Source organism: Gordonibacter sp. RACS_AR49, assembly GCF_030418435.1.
GTDB classification, from domain to species: domain Bacteria; phylum Actinomycetota; class Coriobacteriia; order Coriobacteriales; family Eggerthellaceae; genus Gordonibacter; species Gordonibacter urolithinfaciens.
Window position 1 is genome coordinate 146,668 of record NZ_JAIUDM010000006.1, and the last position, 22,857, is coordinate 169,524.

A 22,857-nucleotide genomic window follows, 5' to 3' on the forward strand; every position below is an offset into this window, starting at 1 on the left:
CCCAGTATACGCCCCTAGCCGCAGTCGCGCGTCCTGCGCTCGCCGTCAGCGGGTTGGACCCCATCTCGCGCGACACGTGTCGCCGAGAACACGAGGTGGGGCATGCGCACACCGCGATAGTGCTTGACGAGGGAGCCTCGCTGCTTCATGCCGTTGCGGCGAGCGACCGCCAACGAAGCCGCATTCGTGTCGCGGATGATCGAGAACACTTCCTCGGCCCCCAGCACGTCGAACGCGTAATCGCGGCAGACGCGAGCCGCCTCGGTGGCATAGCCATGGTGCCAGAACGCACGCTCGAAGAGATAGCCCACCTCCATGACCCGCCCGCCGTCGAATTCCTGCCAAGTCAGCCCACACTGGCCGATGAGTTCGCCCGTCCCGCTCAACTCGACCGCCCACAAACCGAAGCCGTCGCTTCTATAGCGCGACAGCTGGCGGTCGAGCCACTCTCGCACCTCGGTATCCGAGAAGACGCCCTCATAGGCATACATGGCCTCTGCATCCTGCAACGTGCGGCAGAGCGCAGCGAAGTCGCCGGGCGTCATCTCGCGCAGCACGAGGCGCTCGGTTTCGAGGATGACCTTGCCGCCCCGCCCGTCAACGCCCCGCGTCTTGGCGCACGGGCTCCTTGCTGCCCGCATCTCGGCCCCTGCGGCCCGAACGGGCGTATCAATAGGTTCGGAAGGCATCAAAGCGTCGTCCTCAGGCATCGAACTCGTCCACGAAATGCTTGATGAGGGCGGCACTCGTTGGGGTGCAGCGTTCACCGTCCAGGCGTTCGGCGCACACGGGGATGCCCGAATCCAGGATAGCGGCCGTGGCCGGTGCGGGAATGGGCAGCTCGCCATGGGCGCACGTCACCGTGCCGCTGCCCACCTGCACGGGCGTGGCCGCGATGCGGTCGGGTGCGAGCGCCTCCACGGCCAGGCACACGGCGCACACGTTGCGCACGGCCTCGCCGTTGCCCACCTCGTGGAAGTGCGTCTCGTCCACCGCGCACCCGTGCACCGAGGCCTCGGCTTGGGCCAGGATGCGGTACACGGCTCGCATGTCGTCCTTCACGCGGCTGCTCGCCTGCAGGCCGTCGATCGTGGCCAGCACGTCGGGCAAGTCGTGATGATGCCGCTCGGGCACGCCCGCCGCTTCCACGGCGGCATCGAGCGCGGCGCGCGCGGCGGCATCGAGCCGTGCGCGCAGGTCGGCGAGCAGGGAGCGGCGCGTGGCGTCATGGGTAAGGTCGAGATGAAGGACGGTCATGGCATTCACTTCGCTTTCAGGTGGTTGATGGACGACGCCTGGTAGCCGGCGCCGAAGCCGTTGTCGATGTTCACCACGGACACGCCGGAGGCGCACGAGTTCAGCATGGCCAGAAGCGCGGCCACGCCGCCGAACGAGGCGCCGTAGCCCACGGACGTGGGCACGGCGATGACCGGGCACGACGCCAGGCCGCCCACCACGGACGCGAGCGCCCCCTCCATGCCGGCCACGGCCACCACCACCTGCGCCGACGCGATGTCGTCCGCATGCGCCAGCAGCCGGTGGATGCCGGCCACACCTACGTCGTACAGGCGCACGACGACGTTGCCCAGCACTTCGGCCGTGAGCGCGGCCTCCTCGGCCACGGGCAGGTCGCTCGTGCCGGCCGCCGCGATCACGATAGGCCCGTTGCCATCGGGCTCGGGCAGGCCGCCCACCAGGCCGAGGCGCGGCAGCTCGTGGTAGGCGAACGCTTCGGCCGCCAACGGGTCGGACGCCTGCAAGAGCGCCCGCAGCTCGTCGGCCGCCTCGGGTGCGAGCCGCGTGACCAGCACGCGCTCCTGCCCCGCCGCACGCATACTCGCCACGATGCCCGCCATCTGAGCGGGCGTCTTGCCCGCCCCGTACACGACCTCGGCCACGCCCTGCCGCACGCCGCGCTGGTGGTCCACCTTCGCGTAGCCCAGGTCCGTGAACGGGGCCGTCTTCAGGCGCAGCGCCGCCTCGTCCGGGTCGACCGACCCGTCCGCCACCGCCGCCAACAACGCGCGCATCTCGCGTTCCTCCATCAGCGCGCTCCTTCCTTTTCCATCCCACCGAAAGCTCCTGTCCCACGGAGGGCGCTCGCAAGGACGTTCGACGCCTCCTCGTCGACGGGCCCTCCGACCGCAGCTGCGCCTTCAGTACCTCGACCGCCTTCCGCATCCTCCACCAGATGGGCGACCACGCCGTCGGCGGAGTACACGGTGTCCAGGTCAACCCCGATGGCCGCGTTGCGCGTCACGAGCCGCGAGACCACCTCGGGCGAGCGCGCCGCCGCCTTGAGCGACGCCGCCGTGATGCGCTCCCCTTCCGGCACGTGCACGGCCAAGCACGAGAAGCTGGGCTTGCCCGCCGTGAACAGCCCGAGCCCCCGCGAGGCCGACCGCACGTCGTCCTTGCCCAAGCCCGCGCGGCGCAGCGGCGACACCACGTCCAGCTCGGCCAGCGCGCGGAAGCCCGGGCGGCGCGCGGGGTCGTCCGTCGCGTTCGTGCCGTCGGCCAGGGGCGTGCCGGCGAAGCCGTCCTCCTCAAGGCGCTCCAATATCGTGGAGAAGATGAAGCGCTTGCACCGGTAGCAGCGATCGGAAGGATTCGCGCAGATGGCGTCCTCGGCCAGCACGTCGGCGTCGATGATGACCAGCTCCAAGCCCAACTCGGAAACCAGGCGCTCGGCGTCGGCAATCTCGCAGGGCAGCTGGAACGCCGTGCGCACGAGGTAGGCGCGCACATCCACGCCGGCTTGGCGCGCCGCTGCCACCAGGTACGACGAGTCGCACCCGCCCGAGAACGCCACGGCCAGGCGCGGCGTGCGCGCGAAGAAGGCGTCGAGCGCTTCCGCGCCTGCCTTTTGGCCGGGCCCGACGAGCGGGGCCTCATCCTGTTCGAACATCGATGCATTCCTTCCCATTAGATGCCATCCACCATACAATTTGGAGCACGCTCCAAGTCAAGCAGGATATCGGTCCCGCATGGCCTCGCGGCAAGACGCACGGTAACGCCATCCGCCCCATCGTGCCAAAAACGAGGCGGTTTGGCAATCGCACCAACAAGTGGCGGGGGAGGTGATCGCCAACGACCTGGTATTTCATCCGCACCGCCTGTTTTCCGAACGCAAAAACGCGTCCCAAGATTGCCATACCGCCTCGTTTTTGACAGCAGAGGCCGATTTTCACGACAGCCTCCTCCCGCTGGCTGCGACCGACGCCCATCCTTTTCCAGCCGGCCGCGGCCAGTGCCAGGCCTTCGACAGACGCATCCGACGCCCGCCCCCCTTCCGGTCGGCTATGGCAGGCGCCCGTCCTCTCCCGCTGACTGCGGCCGGCCATCCCCCTCAAACCAGCGCCGCGCGGCACCCCACCACAGCCAGACGCATTCGACGCCCTTTGCGGCTGGCCAGGGCCAGTGCCCGACCTCCCCGACGGCACGGGAAGCCAACCGGCACGACGCGCCTCACCTCTTCTCGAACAGGCCCGCCGCCCTCGCAAGCTCGCGCACGATGCCAATGCGCTGGGGGCACACGCCCTCGCACACGCCGCACGCGATGCACGAGGACGCCGGGCCCGCCGAGGCGTTCCAGTCGTAGTTCTCCTGCGCGCGGTACTCGTCGCCGTACAGCGCCAAGATGTTGAGCGACGCGAGCGCGGCGGGGATGCGCACGCCTTGCGGGCACGACTTCAGGCAGTAGCGGCAGTCGGTGCACGGCACCGTGGGGATGCCGTCCAGGATGGCGCGCACATGGTCGAGCGCCGCGCGCTCCTCGGCGCCGACGGGGCGGAAGGCGCGCATGGTGCGCACGTTCTCCTCCACCTGCCCGGGCGTGGACATGCCCGAGAGCACGGTGAGCACGCCGGGCAGCGACGCGGCGAAGCGCAGCGCCCAGGCGGCGAGCGGCTCGTCGGGCGCGGCGTTGCGCAGCACGGCGGCTGCATTGTCAGGCAGCTTCACCAGCGATCCGCCCTTCACCGGCTCCATCACAACGACGGGAAGGTTGCGGGCGCGTGCCGCCTCGTAGCACTTGCGCGACTCCACGGTCTCGCTCTCCCAGTCCGCGTAGTTCACCTGCAGCTGCACGAAATCGACCTCGGGGTGCGCGTCGAGCACCGCCTCCAGGGCGTCGGCCTTGTCGTGGATGGAGAAGCCCAGGTTGCGGACGAGCCCTTCGCGCTTCTTCTCGGCCAGGTAGTCCCAAAGCCCCCAGTCGTCGAACAGATGCGTGCGGTCCTCGCCCAGGTTGTGCAGCAGGAAGAAATCGAAGTATCCCGCGCCCGTCTGTTCGAGCGACGTGTCGAACATCGCGCGCGCGGAAGATGCATCCTCCGCCATCCATGCCGGCAGCTTCGTGGCCACCTGGAACGACTCGCGCGGGTAGCGGTCGACCACCGCGGCCTTGAGCGCCGCCTCCGAGCGGCCGCCATGGTAGCCGCGCGCCGTGTCGAAGTACGTGAAGCCCCCGTCCATGAACGTGTCCACCATGCCGGCTAGCGTGTCGAGGTCTATCTCCTTGGAGCCGCCCGCGCCTTCCACCTCCGGCAACCGCATGAACCCGAAGCCCAGCTTCCCGATCTCGTCCATCGATCCCCCGCTTTCTCACGACGCCGTCCTCGTCGCGCCTTGGATCCGGCGCGTCTGCCCATTATCGCAAAACGGCGTGCCGCCGCAAGGCGCGTTGCGAAAAACACGGAGTCCTGAAGGCTCCTGTCTGCGATAATGGGTGCGGGTGCCCGTTGACGTCTGCCACGCGAGCCCGGCAGAAAGGCCGCTCGCAAACGCCGGCACGCAGGTCGCCGACCCGCGGCCGCCGCTCCACGCGCACCGTTCCATGAACGCGAGAGAAGGGAACCGCCATGCTGCACGAGATCAGCTTTCCATCGTCGAACGACCGAGACCAGGTGACGGGGTGGATCTACGTCCCCGCCTGCGAGCCCGAGGGCATCGTGCAGCTGGTCCACGGCTTCGGCGAGCATTCCCGCCGCTACTTCCACCTGATCGTGGCGCTCATGGACGCCGGCTTCATCGTGGCGGCCGACGACCACGTAGGTCACGGCGCCACCGCCATCGCGAACGGCACCTGGGGCGACTGGGGCGACGCGGGGCCGCACACCATGATGGAGGACGAGAAGCGGTTCAAGGACCTCGTGTGCGAGAAGTACCCCGACCTGCCCTACTTCCTGTTCGGCCACTCCATGGGCTCGATGATCGCGCGCGACTTCAGCGCGAAGTACGGCGACGAGCTGGCCGGCGCCGTCTACTGCGGCACTACCGGCATCTTCAAGAACACGCATGAAGTGCGCACGAAGCTGGACGAGGCTATCGCCGCCGGCAAGGGCCACGAGAGCGACCCGGCCTTCGTGGGCGAGCTGATGGGCTGGATGTTCGGGCGCTGCGAGGAAGGCGCCTCGCTGGGCAACGAGTGGATCTGCCACGACCCCTACGTGCAAAAGGACCACGCGGAGGACCCCTTCGACGCGTTCACGCACCCCACGCACAACGTGAGCCTGCGCGACTTCATCGACATGATGCTGGTCATCGAGGGCGCCGAGTGGGCCAAGAAGGTGCCCGCCGGCCTGCCCGTCCTCTGCATCGCCGGCGACCAGGACCCCGTGGGCAACTACGGCGAGGGCGTCTACCAATGCGCGAACTGGCTCGCCGACACGGGCCACGAGGTGACGACGAAGCTCTACACCGGCTACCGCCACGAGATCCACAACTACGACGACCTCAAGTTCGAGGTCGAGGAAGACCTCATCAGCTGGCTGATGATGCACCTGTAGGCGACTTGGCGAACGGGGGCGTGACAGGGGGACGGGGATAATGTCACGCCCCCTCTCGCTTCTCTCGGTCGTGGCGCGTCGCGGAGCGTGACATTATCCCCGTCCCCCTGTCACGCCCCCTAGACGCGCTCGGCGTAGATGTCGGCGTTCACGTGCCAGCTGCCGTCGTCTTGCACGTTGACGTTCTGCCAATGGAAGCGGTCGTCCTCGATGGAGACGAACACCCATTTATGCCGCTCGTCATCGAGGTTCGTGAGAACGATCATGTCATCTTCACGCCGCGCCTCGAGCCGGAACATCTTGCCCGCATAGCCGTAGGCGACGTCCCATGCATGCGTGCCCGGATTGTAGACGCGCAGCGAGGTGCCGTACTCGGTGAGGGGGTGCGGCGTCTCCGTCTGCACGTCGCGCGCAGGCAGGATGATCACATCCTGGATACCCATGCCCTCGAGCACCCGCTCGAAGATCCACTCCCCTTCGACCGAAGAGGACAGGTTGCGATCGAGGTAGTCCAACCTCCAAGAACCGACAAGCTTCCCAAACCAGTCGTGCTCCTCCGGCAGCTCCGGGCTCCTGCCGTCGCTCACCAGCGCCTTGACGAACTCGTCCATACGCACGCCCTCCCATCTCGTCCAGCCCGCCCGTACACGATCAAAGTATACCCAAACAACCGGTGCGAGCGTCGCCCATTCGAGGCAACGCCCCCTCATGACCTCCCCCCAACGGCACGTCATCAGCTCGGTACGGCCCACTCGCCCGCAGGCGCCCCGCATCACAATGGGGCCGTACCATCACGTCGAGAGATTGGAGAGCCCGTGTACTATTCCAGCGGAAACTACGAAGCGTTCGCCCGCCCGGCAAAACCGGAAGGCATCGAGGATAAATCGGCCTACATCGTCGGTACCGGATTGGCGGGCTTGACGGCCGCATGCTATCTGATACGAGACGCCCAGATGGACGGCTCGCGCGTGCATATATTCGAGCGCGACGCCGTACCGGGCGGCGCCTGCGACGGATGGGAGTATCCTCAGATCGGGTTCACCATGCGCGGCGGACGCGAGATGGACAACCACTTCGAAGTGATGTGGGACCTGTTCCGATCCATCCCCTCCATCGAGGACGAGAACATGAGCATCCTCGATTACTACTACCAGCTGAACAAGCGCGATCCCAACTACTCCCTGTGCCGCGCGACGGTCAACCAAGGCGAAGACGCCGGCCTCGACAACAAGTTCGGCTTGTCCGACAAGGCGTGCATGGAGATCATGAACCTGTTCTTCACGCCCGAGGAGCAGCTCGACGACAAGGCCATCACCGACTACTTCTCCGACGACGTGCTCGATTCCAACTTTTGGCTGTACTGGCGCACCATGTTCGGGTTCGAGAACTGGCACAGCGCGCTCGAGATGAAGCGCTACATCCAGCGTTTCGTGCACCACGTCGGCGGCTTGCCCGACTTCAGCGCGCTGCGCTTCACCCAGTACAACCAGTTCGAATCCCTCATCTTGCCCACGGTGAACTACCTGAAGGGCCAAGGCGTGCAGTTCCACTTGAACACCGAGGTCGTCGACGTCACGTTCTCCAACACCGAGGAGCGCAAAGTGGCCACCGAGGTGCAGACGATATGCGAGGGCGCGCCCAAGGCCTTCCACCTCTCCGAGAACGACCTCCTGTTCATCACCAACGGCAGCTGCGTCGCCAACTCGTCCTTCGGATCGCAAGACGAGCCGGCGCAGTTCAACACCGCGCTCGAACAGGGAACCGGATTCGACCTGTGGCGGCGCATCGCCCGACAGGACCCGTCGTTCGGACGCCCTGAAAAGTTCATCGGCGATCCGGAGAAGTCCAATTGGATGAGCGCTACCGTCACAACCCTCGACGAGAAGATCGTCCCCTACATCGAGAGGATCTGCCGCCGCGATCCGTTCTCAGGCGGCGTCGTGACCGGCGGCATCGTGACCGCCAAAGACTCGAATTGGCTTTTGAGCTGGACGTTCAACCGGCAGCCCCAGTTCCGCGCCCAGCCCGGCAACGAGCTGTGCGGCTGGTTGTACGGCCTGTTCACCGACGTGCCCGGCAACTACGTGAAAAAGACCCTGCGCGAATGCACCGGCAAGGAGATCTGCATGGAATGGCTGTACCACCTGGGCGTTCCCGAATCGCAGATCGAGGATCTCGCCGAGAACAGCGCCAACACGGTTCCGTGCATGATGCCCTACGTCACGGCGTTCTTCATGCCGCGCGCCGCCGGCGACCGTCCCGACGTCGTGCCCGAAGGCGCGGTGAACTTCGCGTTCATCGGGCAGTTCGCCGAAACGCCGCGCGACACCATCTTCACCACCGAGTACTCCATGCGCACCGGCATGGAGGCCGTCTACACGCTGTGCAACGTCGACCGCGGCGTGCCCGAGGTGTGGGGCAGCGCGTTCGACATCCGCGACCTGCTGAACGCCACCACGCTCATCAGGGACGGCAAACCCGTGACCGACATGGACATGAACCCCCTCGAGAAGCTCGCCCTGCACGAGGGGATCGAGAAGCTCAAGGGCACCGACCTCTACGGGCTGCTGGCCGAGTTCGGCGTGATCCCGTCCGACGACGCCGACGCGCCCGCGCCCGCCACCGGAGCCGTGTACCCCGGCATGCACTAAATGCTCCGAAAAGCTGCATGCCCCCTGCTCGAAGGGGGCATGCAGCCAAGCAGGACGCCGAAAGGCGCGCTACACGTTGAACTTGAAGTGCATGACGTCGCCGTCCTGCACCACGTACTCCTTGCCCTCCTGGCGCAGCTTGCCGGCATCGCGGCAGCCTTTCTCTCCGCCCAGCCCCACGTAGTCCTCGAAGGCGGCCGTCTCGGCCTTGATGAAGCCGCGCTCGAAGTCGGTGTGGATGACGCCGGCAGCCTGCGGGGCCTTCGCGCCGATGGGGATGGTCCAGGCGCGCGTCTCGGTCTCGCCGCTGGTGAAGTAGCTCTGCAGCCCCAGCAGCTTGTACGCCTCGCGCACGAGGCGGGCCAAGCCGCTCTCCTCGAGGCCCATGGCTTCCAGGTACTCGCGCGCCTCGGCCGGGTCCAACTCGGCCAGGTCGGCCTCCACCTTGGCGGAGATGGGCACCGGCGCGCAGCCGTCGATCTCGGGCAGGTCGGCATCCAGTTGGTCCTCGTCGACGTTGGCGATGTAGAGCATCGGCTTCATGGTAAGCAGGTGCAGATCGTGCAGCGCGGCGCGCTCGTCGTCGGTGAGGTCGAGCGTGCGGGCGCGATGCCCCTCGTTCAAGCCCTCGAACACCTTCTGCGCGGCGGCCACCTTGGCAGCGCCGGCCTTGTCGCGCTTGGCCTCCTTCTCAAGACGCGGCAGCGCCTTCTCCAGCGTGGCCATGTCGGCCAGGATGAGCTCGGTCTTGATGGTGTCCACGTCGGAAAGCGGATCCACCTTGCCCGCCACATGCACGACGTCCGGGTCGCCGAAGAAACGCACGACCTCGCAGATGGCATCCGTCTCGCGGATGTTCGCGAGGAACTGGTTGCCCAGGCCCTCGCCCTGGCTCGCGCCCGCCACCAGGCCCGCAATGTCCACGAACTCCACCGTGGCCGGCACGATGCGCGCCGGGTGGTCGATCTCGGCCAGCGCGTCCAACCGCACGTCGGGCACCGGCACGATCCCCACGTTGGGCTCGATGGTGGCGAACGGGTAGTTGGCCGCGAGGCCGCCCTTGTTGGTGAGGGCCGTGAACAGCGTGGACTTGCCGACGTTCGGCAGGCCGACGATACCGATGGAAAGCGACATGGAACTTCCTTTGACGATCGATGCAAACGTATCGTCCCATGATAGCAAAACGCCCGTCTCCGCACGAGCACACCGCGCACCATCACTCAAAACAGGCACCGCGCAGCCCGTCCTCGCATAATCCCGCATATACGGCAAGAATGCGGTCCGGATAACGGCCCGAGGTTTATACTGTTCTCCATGGCAATCGAAACGAGCAGCTATCTGGGAGACACGGTGGCCTTCAAACAGGCGCTCGGCCTAGTCGTGTCGCGGCACAGGATGAGCGAGCGACTCTCGATCAGGAAGTTCGCCCTCATGGTGGGGATGAGCCACACGCACCTCTGCCGTATCGAATGCGGCAAGAGCGCCACCTCCGTCACCATGGCGATGAGGATAGCGGAGGCGCTCGACCTGAACCCTGGCGACCTTTTGGCCGAAGCCTACGAGGAGGCGCTCTGTTTCAAAAGGGCAAGGCAGGCAGCGTGCGCCCATCCACGGCAAAACGCACGCTGACGAAGAAGCTCACATCGGTGCGCCTGCCGGCGCAAGCGGCCCCGCACGCCCGCGTTGGAAGCGCGAGGATCGGCACCGCCGGCCCTACCCCGCCGCGCGCCGAGGGACACGCGGCGCGACCGTGCGGGGAAACCTCACCTCCGGGTAGTAGCACGACAGCCCGTCCGTGCAGGCGGCGGCGCGCTCGGACGGCACATCCATACGCGCAAGGTACTCCTGTTCGTCGACGCACGCGCGCGCGATCTCCACGTTGCGCACGACGGCCTCGATGTCGCGCAGGATGCAGGCCGAGTCGTCCGAGCGACCGACGATTTTCGCCGCGGCCACGCCGGCACGCTCCAAACGGTATATGGCACACAGGCCGCAGGCAGTGCGGTGGAACCGCCCGTAGGCCTCGTTGTTCTCGCGTGCAGCGCCCGACAGGCTTCTGCCGCGCCCCACGGTGTAGAACTCCCGGTCGGCGTGGCGCACATCCCAGCAGAGCGCGTTGCGGTTCTGGAAGTGACGGCCCAGGCAGTAGCCGTCTGCGAAGATGCAGCCGTTTCGCATGAGGAATACCTCCAGCTCCACATCGGGCACGGCTTCCGCCAGCGCCTCGATCTCGGCCAGTCCCATGTCGCGCGGCACGATGACGCGCGTGCAGCCAAGCTCGCGGTAGAAGCGCGCGATGTCGGCGTTGTACACGCCGCACATGGTGGACGCCACCACCGCCAGGCCACTGTCGGCCGCCGGCTCCACAGCCTCCGGCACCGACACGATGACGCCCGCCGCGCCGGCCGCGTGCAGCCTCTCGAAGTAGCCGTACAGGAAGTCCAGCTGCTCTTTGGTGTAGACGTTCGCGTTGAACGTGACGTAGAGCTTCTTGCCCAGGACACGCACCTCGTCCACGATATCGAGCACCTCGTCGAAGCCGTAGGGGTTCGCCTGGTGCTGGAAGCCCGTCATACGGTTGAGGTCCGCCACGTCACCGAAGCGCTCGTGCCAGGCTGCATCGTGAAAGCCCACGTAGAACTCCTCGCCCCCCGCCTCGGCGTAGCGCCCAAGGTATGCCCGGTCGTTCACCGGCACGAGCGGGTTCATCGCGCGCTCCCGGCCGCCGCGAGGGACACGCGGGCCGTCGTCCCGCCCCGATCGGGCACAGCGGCCGGACCTTGGCCCGGACCGAGTTCCGCCGCCGGGACCTCGGCGGCGGCCGCGCGCTCGCATCCCTGCCCTTCCTTCGCTTGGAAGCGCACTACCCCAGGGCCGTGCTCAACCCTCGCATCGCGGCGCGGCACCAGCACGTCGAACGGCGACACGATCATGCGGAAGTCCTCTCCCTCGCACACGGTGCAGCCGTGGTTCGGGAAGTACACGGCGCGGCCGAACTTCAGCAGCCGCACGCCGTACGGCAGCCCGTAGCCGATGGCGCAACGCGCACATTCGAGCTTGCATGGCGCATTCGGTCGGAACTTCTCGCGCACGGGGCGGCCGATGCCGGCCAGCTCGCAAATCGAGCCCGTGGACATATAACAGTAGGGCATGTGCACGCCCACCTCGAGATGCGGCATGTAGCCGCGCAGCTCGGACAGGTCGAGCGCCGCATGCGTGGGGTCGAGCTCGAGCCCCTGCAGCTCGCCTTGGCGGAACAGCTCGGTGACGAGCGCGGGAACGCCCACCGCATGCTTCTCCTCGAAGAGCTCCGCGTAGCGCGGGTCGCGCGGCTCCTTAGAGAACAGGCGCCCCGCGTTCAGCGGCAGCCCGTACCGGTCGAGGCAGTACGCCACCATGCCCACGTCGTTCACCGTTATCTCGTCGACGACGCCGCGGTTCGCTCCCACCAGCTCGTCGATGCGGCGGCGCGCCTCGGCCAGGTCCTTCTGGGAGAACACCGGCACCACGAGCGTGGCCGGTATGCCCTCGCGGCGGCAAAGCGAGAACGCCTCGCGCCACACCTGGTCGGGCTGGCGCAGGAAGTACTGGCTGCAGAAGTTCGAGCCGATGTAGAGCCGCCTCACCGAGCGGCGGCCCGCCGCCTGCATGGTACGCTCCACCATCGTGGAAAGCGTCATGCCGTGCGCACGGGCCGCCGCGGCCACGTCGGCCACGCTGCACGCGGGTATCGATTGCATTGCCGGCTACTGCTCGTTCTCGGCGACGCCCTGGCCGTACCGCTCGCCTTCGCCGTAGCGCTCGCCCGAGGCGTACCGCTCGCCCTTCTCGGAGCCTTCGCCATACCCCTCGCCCTTGCCGTACTGCTCGTCGGCCTTGCCGGAGCCTTCGGCGTAGCGCTCGCCGGCATGCCCGCCTTCGCCGGAGCCGTATCCCTCGCCATAGCCCTCGCCGCGGCGGCGGCCCTCGCGGCCGTTCTCGCCCGCGCCGTAGCCCTCGCCCTCGCGGCCGCCCTCGCCGTGCCCGTAGCTCTCGCCCTTGCCGTAGCCCTCGTCGCGCGGCTGGCCCTTCAACTCGTCGATCGTGTCTTCCATCATGGCAGACCCCTTTCGTCGTAGAATGCGCGGCTGAAAAAGGCGGCCCCACGGACCGCCGTCGCGACGCCTCCCGGCGGAGGATGGGCCGGTGGCGCCGCGTTCCCAACATGGTAGCGCGCACCTCGCGCGAAAGGCGCCGCGCCGGGCGTCCCTTTCCCGCCCGTACCCGCCCCGTAAGCACCCCGAAAAAGAACGAGGCACCCCCGTTGCCGAGGGCGCCCCGCGAAGCGCTCGTATGGTTACCGAACAGGCTACATGCTGAACAGTCCGAACTGCGCGGCCACGTAAGCCACGAGGATCACCACCACCAGCACCGGCGCCACGAACTTGATCATAACCGTCCACACCTTCTCGGCTTTGAACGAACTTGAAAGCTTCACTTCCTTCACGATGAGCCCCGGCTTCACGATCCAGCCGATGAACACGCACGTGAGCAGCGCCACGATGGGCATGAGCACCGAGTTCGAGAAGAAGTCGAAGAAGTCCAAAAGTGTCGTGCCAGCGCCCAGTGGCTCGATGAACGACAGGCCGTTGTAGCCCAAGTTCACGAAGATACCCGCCACCACAACCACGCCGATCACCGTGCCGAGCGCCTTCTTGCGCGACCAGCCCGCACCGTCTTGGATGATGGACACGCACGTCTCGGTAAGCGAGATGGCGCTGGTCAGCGCCGCGAACAATACCAGCAAGAAGAACACGAAGCCCACAACCACGGCCGCATCACCCATGCCGGCGAACACTCCCGGCAGCGTGATGAACATGAGAGACGGCCCTGCCGCACCCGCGACGGCGTCGCCCGAGCCCATAGCCACAAACGCAGCAGGTACGATCATGAGGCCCGCAAGAAACGACACGCCCACGTCGAAGAAACCGATGCGCGTGACGCTCTGCGTAAGGCTGGACTTACGGTCCAGATACGAACCGTACGTGATCATGATGCCCATGGCCAACGACAGGCTATAGAACATCTGCCCAAGCGCGCCGATGACTAACTCCGGCGAGAACTTGCTGAAGTCGGGCACCAGGTAGTACAGCGCCCCCTCGGCCGCCCCCGGCTGCATGAGCGTGTAGGCCGCAATGGCCACCGCCATGACGATGAGCGCCGGCATCATGATGAGGTTCGCCTTCTCGATGCCGCCTTTCACACCCAGCGATACCACGATGAACACGATGGCCATGAACAGCAGCATCCACAGGAAGCTCTCCGTGTTGCTGGTGATGAAGCCCGAGAAGAAGTTCCCGCCGTCGGCCAGCGCCTCCGGCCCGTTGATGAGGTAGGCCGCCGCGTACTTCGTCACCCAGCCGCCGATGATGCAGTAGTACGGCGTGATGATAAACGGCACGGCCGAGGCCAGAATGCCGATGAACGCGTACTTCTTGCCGAACTGCTTGAACGCGCCGATGGCCGACTGCCCGGTCGTGCGCCCAAGCGCCGTCTCCAGCAGCAGCAGCGACACGCCGAACGTGAACACGAGCACCAGGTACGTGAGCAGGAACGTGCCGCCACCGTACTTGGCGGCGAGGTAGGGAAAGCGCCACATGTTCCCCAGCCCCACGGCGGAAGCCGCGGCGGCCAGGATGAACGCCCATTTGCCCGACCAAGACGAGCGCGCGGGCGTGCCGGTAGAAGACATCGATAACCTCCGTTGTCGATCGATCAATGCAAGGGAACCCCCGGCGCGGACGCGTCCGCGGGAGGCCGGATACGGGCGCCGCCGAACATCCACCCTCTGCGGCGCGATCCAAATGCATCATTATAGCGGGAAAACCCCGCTTGGCGACCACGTTTTCGCAGAAGCGCGCTCATGGGCGACCAGGGTCGCGCAGCCCGACCCGCAGCGCGTCCGGTCGCGCGTCGTTACGGGCGGGATGCGCGCCGGGCACCGTTCGTTGGCGGTTGTTGGTCGCGAGCCGATCGCGATGCTCTGCGCTGCATTATGGAGCTCGCTCTGCCGTCGAAACGAGAGGATCCCACCCATGAACCATCCTGTTTGCCTGTCCCGCCGCACGTTCCTGGCGGGAAGCGCCGTGCTCGCCGCCACGGCCGGGCTCGGCCTGTTCGGCTGCTCGAGCGCGGGCACGGACGCCTCCGCGCCGAACGCCGCGTCGAACGCGGACGAGCCCGTGAACGCCTATTACGAGAACGCCGTCATCTACACGGTCGACGGCCAGGACCGCATGGCCGAAGCGCTGGCCGTCCGCGATGGGAAGATCGCCTTCGTCGGCTCGTCGTCCGACGGGCAGCGTTACAAGGACACCGCCCAGAGCGTGGTGGACCTCCAGGGCAGATTCGTGCTGCCGGGCCTCATCGAGGGCCACATCCATTCGGGGTCGCCCGACTTCTTCGACTTCAGCCTCATCGGCCTCCCCACCGCCGACGACGAGCTGGCCGCCATCAAGGAATACGTCGACGCTCACCCCGAGAAGGACACGTACCTCGGCTTCGGCTACATGGCCAGCCTCTACCCCGGCGAAGAGCTGGAGCGCGGGCCCAAGAAGGAGCGCCTCGACGAGATCAGCCCCGACAAGCCGCTGCTCGTGTACTCGTTCGACGGACACGGCGCGTGGCTGAACTCGAAGGCGTTCGAGCTCCTCGGCATCACGCCCGACACGCCCTCCACGCCCGGCGGCGAGATCTACAAGAACGAGGACGGCAGCCTATGGGGCACGCTGGCCGACTCCGCCATGTCGATGACCTCAAAATACCCCGTCAATCAGGAGAACGTGGCCGATGGGCTGGCGACGTTTCTGCAGGGCCTCAACGCGTTGGGCTACACGTCCATCTTTACGCCGCCCGGCAACGGTTTCTTTCCCGTGCCCTACGAGGGCTACCAGGCGCTCGCGGACCGCGACGGGCTCACCATGCGCGTGCGCGGCGCGGGCATCGTCACCAGCTGGCAGACCGACGAGGATCTGGCCAAGCTCGAGGAGCTGAAGAAGAAGTACGACAGCGACGCGCTCAAAGTGATCGCCGGCAAGATATTCGTCGACGGCGTGATGGACAACGAGTCGGCCCTGCTATCCGAGCCCTACGCGAACAACCCGTCCAACTACGGCGAGACCGGCTGGGAGCAGGACCCCCTCAACCAGGCCGCCGCGGCCATCAACCGCGCGGGGATGCTCGCGCATATCCACGCCATCGGCGACGAGGCCGTGACGATGGGGCTCGACGCCATCGAGTACGCCGAGCAGACCGTGCCGGACGACGACGAGCGCAACGCCATCACCCACCTGCAGCTCGTGAAGGAGGACGACGTCCCGCGCTTCGCCGAGCTGGAGGTGACGGCCGTGGCCGACCCCTACTGGCACTTCAAGGAGCCGCAGTACTGGGAGTCGAAGGAAAGCCCCGCGCTCGGCGAGCGGGCCGAGAAGATGTACCCGATGAAGTCGTTCGCAGACGCGGGCGTGACGCTCGTCTCCGCCTCCGACTTCCCGGTGACCTCGAACCCCAACCCCTTCTATGCGATGCAGTTCGGCGTGACGCGCAACCTCGTGGACGGCAAGCCCTACGACGTGCCCGACATCACCGACATGGACGACCCCGCCTACCTGCTGTGGCCCGAGGAGCGCGTGGACATCAAGCGGATGATCCGCAGCTTCACCGCCGACGCCGCCTGGGCGCTGTCCCTCGACGGCGAGACGGGCAGCCTCGAGGAGGGCAAGGCGGCCGACTTCATCGTGGTGGATCAGAACGTCCTCGAGGCGAAACCGCTCGACATCAAGAACACGAAGGTGCTCGCCACGTACCTGCGCGGCGAGAAGGTATTCGACGCCGAAGAGGCCGCCAAGCAGCAGTCGTAAACGGAAGAGCTGGACGAAACGGGAGCGGCAGATAGGGCGGGATACCCCGCCAGCCTTCCTCGCACGAGGCGCTGCGACCCGCGCATCGCAGCGCCTCGTTTTTCGCCGCACGCCGCAAAACCAAATCTGCGGTCTTGGTTGAGACGCTTGGGCGCCGGTGGGTTTTCCTCTATCATGGGCGAAGCTAACGTAGATATCTACGTGCTGGTTTTTGCGTAGATATCTACGCATTTCCGCAGACCTCCGAGGGCGCGGAAAACAACGATCACGACGCGAGGAGTACCATCTACCATGTGCGGAATCTGCGGATTCACCGGGGCCACCGAGGCCGATCTGCCCACCCTGAAGGCCATGTGCGACGTGATGGCCCACCGCGGGCCCGACGGCGAGGGGCAGTACCTTGACAACGGCATAGCGCTGGGGCACCGGAGGCTCTCGCTCATCGACCTCGAGGGCGGCAACCAGCCCATGGTGCGCGCCACCGGCGAGCACGATTCCGCCGTCACCTCCCCCGCGCTCATGCCGGACGGCACGCCCTGCGCGAGCCCCGAGGCGGCGGCCGCCAAGGGCGACTTCGCCATCGTGTTCAACGGCGAGATCTACAACTACCGCGACCTGCGCGCGGAGCTCGAGGCCGAGGGCTGGGCGTTCCAGACGAGCTCCGACACCGAGGTGCTGCTCACGGGCTACCTGGCCTGGGGCGAGGCGGTGCTCGACCGGCTGCGCGGCATGTTCGCGTTCGCCATCTGGAACCGGAAGTCCCGCGAGCTCTTCTGCGCGCGCGACTTCTTCGGCATCAAGCCGTTCTACTACACGGTGCAGCAGGGAGCTTCTGGCCCGCAGCTCATTTTCGCCTCGGAGATCAAGTGCATCCTCGAGCACCCCGCCTACCAGCGCGAACTCAACGAGGAAGCGCTCGAGCAGTATCTGTGCTTCCAGTTCTCGGCCCTTGACGAGACCTTCTTCAAGGGCATCTTCAAGCTGCCTCCCGCCCACTGCATGACCGTGCGCGCGGACGGCACGACCGAGATGCGCCGCTACTGGCGGCCGGAGTACAACTTCGACGAGGGCCGCAGTCGCGAGGACACCGTGGAGGCCATCGACGCCGCCATGCGCGAGAGCGTGCGCTACCACAATGTGGCCGACGTGGAGGTGGGATCGTTCCTTTCGAGCGGCATCGATTCCAGCTACATGGCCGCGTGCCTGGCCAAGGAGAACCCCGCCATCAAGACGTTCACCGTGGGCTTCGCCGAGTACGAGGGCGAGCGCGACGAGATATCCTGGGCGCGTGAGCTGGCCGACGAGCTGCACATCGAGAACAGCTCCAAGCACATCGGCGAGGAGGAGTACTGGGCGAGCCTGCCCCGCGTGCAGTGGCACATGGACGAGCCGTCCGCCGACCCGAGCGCCGTGGCTCTCTACTTCGTCGACCAGATCGCCGCCGAGCAGGTGAAGGCCGTGCTCTCCGGCGAGGGCGCCGACGAGTTCTTCGGCGGCTACCGCATCTACCAGACGCCGTTCGCCAACCAGAAGCTGTCGTGGGCACCGAAGGGCCTGCTCAAAGGCGCGTCGAAGGCGGCCCGCGCGCTCGGCGTGCGCGGCGCGAACTACCTTGAGCGCGCGAGCGAGACGCCGGAGGACTGGTACTACACCAACGCCAACGGCGTGGCATTCTCGCCCGCCGAGCGCGAGCGTCTGCGCGCGGGCAAGCGCACCGACGCCGGGGCGCGCGTGCCGTCCCCGCAGGAGCTCATCGCGCCGGCATACGCCGAGGTCGCGGGCCTCGACGACACCACGCGCATGCAGTACGTCGACCTGTTCTTCTGGCTCGTGGGCGACATCCTGCTCAAGACCGACAAGATGTCGATGGCCCATTCGCTGGAGAGCCGCGTGCCGTTCCTCGACAAGCAGGTGTTCGACGTGTCGGCCACCATCCCCACCCGCCTCAAGGCGAACGGCGAGCAGACGAAGCTCACGCTGCGCGAGGCCGCCGAGCGCGCCATCCCCAAGGACTGGGCGCAGAAGGAGAAGCTGGGCTTTCCCGTGCCCATGGTGAACTGGCTGCGCCAGGATCGCTACTACAACGAGATCAAGGAGTGGTTCACCGGCGACATCGCAAGCAAGTTCTTCAACACCGACGAGCTGGTGCGCGTGCTGGACGAACACAAGGCCGGCGCCGACCGCTCCCGTAAGATATGGATCGTCTACATGTTCCTCATGTGGTACAAGATCTACTTCGTGGACCAGAAAGCGCCGGAGAAGCCGGCGGCGTAAACAAAAAACGAGAGGCGGAACGGAAGACTCGTAGGGGCGGCCACTAGGCCGCCCCTACGAGTGAAAACCGAGGATGAGGGAAGTTTACGCTCCCGTAGTCGCCAAGTCCTCGGGGTCGAGGTCGAGGCCCTGTTGTTCGCGGCGCTTCGCGTCCGCGTCGAGGCGGGCGAGGTCTTCCCGCGACAGACCCTTCCAGGTGGGCTCGATGCCGGCTCGTTTCTCGGCGGCTTGTGCCACGAGGCCGGGGATGAGGTACGCTGCCCAGCACGCCACGGCACCCCAGAGGTTCACACCGAGGAAGTTCGCGTACGAGCCGCCGCCGATATCCATGAACCCAAGCGCAGCTGGCGCCACCGTGTCCACGATGCCCAGCACCATGCCAACCCAGAACGCCAGCTGGAAGCCAACCTTCGTCGGCTTCACCACGCCGTGCAGCAGGAAGATAGGGCCGAGGCCCATGATCATGGTGCCCGAGATGGTGGTGGCCGTGATGATGTCGGCGCCCATGATCATGGGCAGGTTGCCCACGATGCCGAAGACAATCATGAAGATAATGCCGATGATGCGCGGGTTCATCTTGGGCGTATGCCCCAGGATGCCCGGCAGGTCGCGTGCCGTGAGCTTCGCCAGAGAGCTGAACGTGGAGTCCAGCGTGGAGCCGGCCGTGGCTATCATGATAACAGCCATCATGAAGAACGCCATGATGCCCAAACTCTGCGCCACCACGACCGGCGCGCTGGAGCCGGCGATGCTCATGCCGTCGAGGTAGGCGTGCACGCCGATGAGCGAGAACAGCACGATGGCCACGAAGCCCAGAAGGCCGGCCACGGTGAAGCTCTTGAGCATCTTCTTCTCCTCGCAGATGAAGCCGCGGTCGGTGAGCACGGCGTCATGGAAGCCGTACGAAAGGCACTGCAGGCCCGCGCCGATGATGAAGTCCACGCCGCCGCCGAGCGTCCAGGTGCCGGACGTCGCGAAGTCGGCCAGGCTGTGCTGCGGAACCACCCACGCGAGCACGGCCACGAGCAGCACGGCGAAGAGAATGGCCTGCGCCACGTCGGTGATGATGGACCCGCGCATGCCGCCCCAGCAGCAGTAGCCCACGGTGATGGCCGTGAACAGCAGTGCCGCGATGATGAACGGCGCCGAGCCGGACGCGCCGTAGTACGCGCCCACGACCGACGTGTTCGACCACACCTCGTTGAACAGGCGCACCAAAATAGCAGCCGAGAAGCAGAATGCAGCGGCGATGCCATAGTGCTCGGTGAGGAAGCTGATCATGCCCGTGGCCTTGAACTTGCGGCGCAGGCGGTACAGTGCCCAGCCGGTCAGCGGGATGCACAGCCAGTACATGGCGTAGCCGATGCCGCCCACGATGCCGAAGTTCGCACCCATGTTGGCGGCGTTCGTGACCGACTTCGCAAAGATCCACGCGATGAAGATGGAGGCGGTGATCATCCACGGATTGGCGGCGCGGCCCAGCTTGTCCTCGCCCTTGAAGAACCCGCCCAGCGAGACGGTCTTCGGCGAGAGCAGGAACATCACGATGCCGTACACGATGAGAAACCCCCAGAAGAAGATCCCGGTTGTCGAATCCATGCGGTCGTCCCCTCACGTTCTGATTAACTTGATTGATGCCAGTAATAGATTATATCTACTAATATGGCATGTCAACTAAAAAGATGATCGTGCGGGGGCGCGGCGTGCTGATCGAGCGGAGACGCTGCGCGCATCCCCGGAAGGGACCCGGGGCCGGCGCGGCGTGCAGGCCACGAGGCGGCAGGCGGACCGGGCAGCCCTGCGACGTCGGGGCTATTCCTGCACGATGGTGCCGCCGCAGCTCGAGCCGCTGCCGGCCGTGCAGGTATAACAGTGGTTGCGGAAGCGGATGGGACGCGCGAGGGGCAGCGCAGGGTCGGCCGCGTAGTCGAAGACCGTGCGGTCACCGCCGTCCTCGCGGCGGACAGGCAGACCGAGCGCCTGGTTGAAGTCGCAGTCGTACACGCGCCCGTCCCAGCCCACGGACAGCTGGCGGCGGCACATCATCCCGTCGCACGCCTGTTGGTTGAAGCTGTCCATGAGCAGGTTCAGGTAGCCGTCGAACGCGCCGGCGTCGATGAGATGCGCACCGTAGCGCCCGATGGGGTTGTTCGCGACGGCGAACAGGTGGTCGAACGACACGCCCAGCGCGGCCAGCCGACGGCGGTAGACGGCCTCCAGCTCGGCCTGGTCGGGCGGCAGAACGGGCCACTGGGGGTTGAACACCAGGTCCAGAACGTGCCGGCCATCGCGACCGTAGCCGCGGCCGTTCAGCTCGCGCAGCACCTCGATGCTCGGGTCGAACGTGCCGCCGCCACGCTGCTGCTCGGCCTGCGCGTCGTGTACGTTGGGCAGCGAGTCCACCACCTCTACGCCCAGCCGGGCGTAGAGGTCCATGAGCGGCCGGTACGCCGGGTCGCGCAGGATGACGAGGTTTGTGCGCACCATGACGTGCGCCATGCTTGCTGCGCGTTCGACGAACCAGGCGAAGTCGGGGTGCATCTCGGGCGCGCCGCCCGTCACGTCAACCGTGTCGATTCCGGGGCGCGCGGCCACGGCCAGCACGGCCTCGAGCACGGCGCGGTCCATGGCCTGGGTACGGTGCGGGCCCGACTCCACGTGGCAGTGGGCGCAGGCCAGGTTGCAGCGGGCCGTGACGTTGACCTGGATCGTGGACGGCTCGCCCGCCGTGCGCAGGCAGGAGGCGTCGTCCACGACGTCCTCGAAGTACACGAGCCCGGCCAGCGCCAGCTCCACGTCGCCCTTCGTCGCATGCGCCCGAAGCGGCGGGGCGTCGGTGCGGGCGGAGGGGCCGCGGCTGAAGCCGCCAAGCAACGCGTCATCCAACCGGTCGTCCGCGCCGTCGACAATGCGGCCGCGGTACGAAACGGCGGCCGGGCTGGCCGCCGGCCACAGCTCGTCGAACCAGGCCAGGTAGGCGTCGTGGTCATAGCGCAGCGGCACGGCCTCCACATAGAGGCCGTCGCGCTCGGCGCCGAACAGCGCATCCGGGTGCGGAGCGGCCGCCACGCGCACAGCCAGCCCGAAGTGCTGGCCGAAGAAGTTCGGCAGGCCGGCCGCCCCGTTGTTCACCACGAGCCCGCGCGCAAGCGAGAGCGCCGCGGGCGCGCACGTGTGCGTGCAGGCCAGCACGTCCACGTCGTTGGCGGCCATCCACCGGTCGAGCTCGTCTTGCCGTAGCACGTCCTGCAGCGACTCGCGCGAGCAGGCCCAGCCGCCGATCAGCTGCTCGTCGCCGTGCGTGACGGCCACTTTGCGGCCCGCCACGCCCACCGTGCACGTGGCGGGCCGGCCCGCCAGCAGCTCCTTGAGCTCGGGATGGGCGTCCACGGCCTCGGACAGCTTTCGGTGGATGCGGTTCGAGCGGCTCACCGCGTCGTCGCCCGTGCAGTCCGGGTAGGCGCATCCGCACCCCACGCCCACGTCCACCTGGCGGCGCAGCTCGGCCTCCACGTTGCCCACGAGCGGCAGGTAGCGCGATGCCCGCCGCTCCAAGGCGGCGAAGTTCTCGGCCGTCTTGTCGAACCAGTGCATGTCGCCGTTCAGCACGACGCGCACGTCGCCCTGCTCGGCTGCCACCAGGCGGTCCACCGCATCGAGCGCAAACGGGTTGCCGTACAGGCCGCCCACCACGTACAGCACGTCGCACGCAACCTCGGGATCGCCGGCGAAGGCGTCGGAGGCCAGGCGGTAGTCGACCGGGCAGACCCGGCCCGCGTCCTTGAACACCCGGCGCACCTGGCCGGGCACGGAGCATGACGACATGGATGCGCATCCTTTCTCGCTGCGGTTCTCGTTAATATAGGATTATATCCAATAATCGCGTAATGCCAGCAATAAGTTGGCGAAAGAGGGAGGCGCTCCGCTAGGCAAGCTTCGAGGCGTCCACCGCCACCAGATGGCCGTGCTCGTCCTCGAACACGCACAAGCTGCCGTCACGGCTTTCGTACAGGTTCCGGAACCGCGCGAACCGCTCGCGCCCCGGCTGCTCGACGCGGCTGCCAGCCTCGTCGGGGACGGCCCCGCCGCAGGCCGCCGGCTCGCCCGCCGCAGGAGCAGCCGTCGGCTCGGGCTCGGGCTCGGGCTCGGGCTCGGGCTCGGGCTCGGGCTCGGGCTCGGGCTCGGGCTCGGGCTCGGGCTCGGGCTCGGGCTCGGGCTCGGGCTCGGGCTCGGGCTCGGGCTCGG

The 22,857-nt window shown here is 66.9% G+C and carries 18 protein-coding genes and 1 pseudogene; 5 read left to right on the plus strand and 14 right to left on the minus strand.

Features of this window, described 5'->3' with window-relative positions; all coding sequences use genetic code 11:
- Positions 1 to 14 precede the first annotated feature (14 nt).
- From LB310_RS11130 to LB310_RS11150, 5 genes are all read right to left on the minus strand, one after another.
- Positions 15 to 710, minus strand: a complete 696-nt coding sequence (locus LB310_RS11130) for a GNAT family N-acetyltransferase (protein ID WP_301155071.1) — start codon at positions 708 to 710, stop codon at positions 15 to 17.
- Positions 703 to 1,257 carry a nickel insertion protein gene (gene larC, locus LB310_RS11135; protein ID WP_301155072.1) on the minus strand — a complete coding sequence of 185 codons (555 nt, stop codon included), beginning with the start codon at positions 1,255 to 1,257 and terminating at the stop codon, positions 703 to 705. Before larC ends, LB310_RS11130 begins: the two co-directional genes overlap by 8 nt.
- Positions 1,258 to 1,262: 5 nt before the next feature.
- Positions 1,263 to 2,045, minus strand: coding sequence for a nickel pincer cofactor biosynthesis protein LarB (gene larB, locus LB310_RS11140; RefSeq protein ID WP_278806437.1), 783 nt, complete (start codon positions 2,043 to 2,045; stop codon positions 1,263 to 1,265).
- Positions 2,045 to 2,908: an ExsB family transcriptional regulator gene (locus LB310_RS11145; RefSeq protein WP_301155073.1), complete on the minus strand. Its 864-nt coding sequence runs from the start codon at positions 2,906 to 2,908 to the stop codon at positions 2,045 to 2,047. The genes larB and LB310_RS11145 overlap by 1 nt, the downstream gene beginning before the upstream one ends.
- Before the next feature lie 560 nt (positions 2,909 to 3,468).
- Positions 3,469 to 4,590, minus strand: a complete 1,122-nt coding sequence (locus LB310_RS11150; protein WP_157005667.1) for an aldo/keto reductase — start codon at positions 4,588 to 4,590, stop codon at positions 3,469 to 3,471.
- A 272-nt stretch (positions 4,591 to 4,862) separates the two neighbouring features.
- Here LB310_RS11150 and LB310_RS11155 point away from each other — a divergent pair, with 272 nt between their 5' ends.
- The gene (locus LB310_RS11155) at positions 4,863 to 5,789 is read left to right on the plus strand and encodes an alpha/beta fold hydrolase (RefSeq protein WP_278805813.1); all 927 of its coding nucleotides are present in this window, start codon (positions 4,863 to 4,865) and stop codon (positions 5,787 to 5,789) included.
- Between the two features lie 119 nt (positions 5,790 to 5,908).
- Here LB310_RS11155 and LB310_RS11160 read toward each other — a convergent pair whose 3' ends face one another.
- The gene (locus LB310_RS11160) at positions 5,909 to 6,400 is read right to left on the minus strand and encodes a hypothetical protein (RefSeq protein WP_278805814.1); all 492 of its coding nucleotides are present in this window, start codon (positions 6,398 to 6,400) and stop codon (positions 5,909 to 5,911) included.
- Positions 6,401 to 6,604: 204 nt separating this feature from the next.
- Between LB310_RS11160 and LB310_RS11165 the strand changes: the two genes are divergently transcribed.
- Positions 6,605 to 8,440, plus strand: coding sequence for an oleate hydratase (locus LB310_RS11165; RefSeq protein WP_301155074.1), 1,836 nt, complete (start codon positions 6,605 to 6,607; stop codon positions 8,438 to 8,440).
- A 69-nt stretch (positions 8,441 to 8,509) separates the two neighbouring features.
- Here the strand turns inward: LB310_RS11165 and ychF are convergent, their stop codons facing one another.
- Positions 8,510 to 9,574 carry a redox-regulated ATPase YchF gene (gene ychF / locus LB310_RS11170; RefSeq protein WP_087192300.1) on the minus strand — a complete coding sequence of 355 codons (1,065 nt, stop codon included), beginning with the start codon at positions 9,572 to 9,574 and terminating at the stop codon, positions 8,510 to 8,512.
- 180 nt (positions 9,575 to 9,754) lie between these two features.
- Between ychF and LB310_RS11175 the strand changes: the two genes are divergently transcribed.
- A complete protein-coding gene (locus tag LB310_RS11175; RefSeq protein ID WP_278805816.1) occupies positions 9,755 to 10,069 on the plus strand; it encodes a helix-turn-helix domain-containing protein in 315 nt (104 codons plus the stop codon).
- A gap of 84 nt (positions 10,070 to 10,153) precedes the next feature.
- On the opposite strand, the gene LB310_RS11180 is transcribed toward LB310_RS11175, so the two are convergent.
- From LB310_RS11180 to LB310_RS11195, 4 genes are all read right to left on the minus strand, one after another.
- Positions 10,154 to 11,149, minus strand: coding sequence for a peptidase U32 family protein (locus LB310_RS11180; RefSeq protein WP_278805817.1), 996 nt, complete (start codon positions 11,147 to 11,149; stop codon positions 10,154 to 10,156).
- Positions 11,146 to 12,180 (minus strand): hypothetical protein, encoded by a 1,035-nt coding sequence (locus LB310_RS11185; RefSeq protein ID WP_278805818.1) that lies wholly within the window; start codon positions 12,178 to 12,180, stop codon positions 11,146 to 11,148. Before LB310_RS11185 ends, LB310_RS11180 begins: the two co-directional genes overlap by 4 nt.
- Positions 12,181 to 12,186: 6 nt before the next feature.
- Positions 12,187 to 12,537: a hypothetical protein gene (locus tag LB310_RS11190; protein WP_278805819.1), complete on the minus strand. Its 351-nt coding sequence runs from the start codon at positions 12,535 to 12,537 to the stop codon at positions 12,187 to 12,189.
- 251 nt (positions 12,538 to 12,788) lie between these two features.
- The gene (locus tag LB310_RS11195; protein WP_278805820.1) at positions 12,789 to 14,171 is read right to left on the minus strand and encodes a sodium-dependent transporter; all 1,383 of its coding nucleotides are present in this window, start codon (positions 14,169 to 14,171) and stop codon (positions 12,789 to 12,791) included.
- Between the two features lie 343 nt (positions 14,172 to 14,514).
- Here LB310_RS11195 and LB310_RS11200 point away from each other — a divergent pair, with 343 nt between their 5' ends.
- Together LB310_RS11200 and asnB are read left to right on the plus strand one after the other, a co-directional pair.
- The gene (locus LB310_RS11200) at positions 14,515 to 16,338 is read left to right on the plus strand and encodes an amidohydrolase family protein (protein ID WP_278805821.1); all 1,824 of its coding nucleotides are present in this window, start codon (positions 14,515 to 14,517) and stop codon (positions 16,336 to 16,338) included.
- Positions 16,339 to 16,629: 291 nt separating this feature from the next.
- Positions 16,630 to 18,612 carry an asparagine synthase (glutamine-hydrolyzing) gene (gene asnB / locus LB310_RS11205; protein WP_278805822.1) on the plus strand — a complete coding sequence of 661 codons (1,983 nt, stop codon included), beginning with the start codon at positions 16,630 to 16,632 and terminating at the stop codon, positions 18,610 to 18,612.
- Positions 18,613 to 18,696: 84 nt separating this feature from the next.
- On the opposite strand, the gene LB310_RS11210 is transcribed toward asnB, so the two are convergent.
- From LB310_RS11210 to LB310_RS11220, 3 genes and pseudogenes are all read right to left on the minus strand, one after another.
- Positions 18,697 to 20,211: a hypothetical protein gene (locus LB310_RS11210; protein ID WP_278805823.1), complete on the minus strand. Its 1,515-nt coding sequence runs from the start codon at positions 20,209 to 20,211 to the stop codon at positions 18,697 to 18,699.
- Between the two features lie 213 nt (positions 20,212 to 20,424).
- Positions 20,425 to 22,437: an arsenosugar biosynthesis radical SAM (seleno)protein ArsS gene (gene arsS, locus LB310_RS11215; RefSeq protein WP_301155075.1), complete on the minus strand. Its 2,013-nt coding sequence runs from the start codon at positions 22,435 to 22,437 to the stop codon at positions 20,425 to 20,427.
- Positions 22,438 to 22,537: 100 nt separating this feature from the next.
- Positions 22,538 to 22,857, minus strand: a pseudogene (locus LB310_RS11220) (hypothetical protein); the annotation flags it as partial.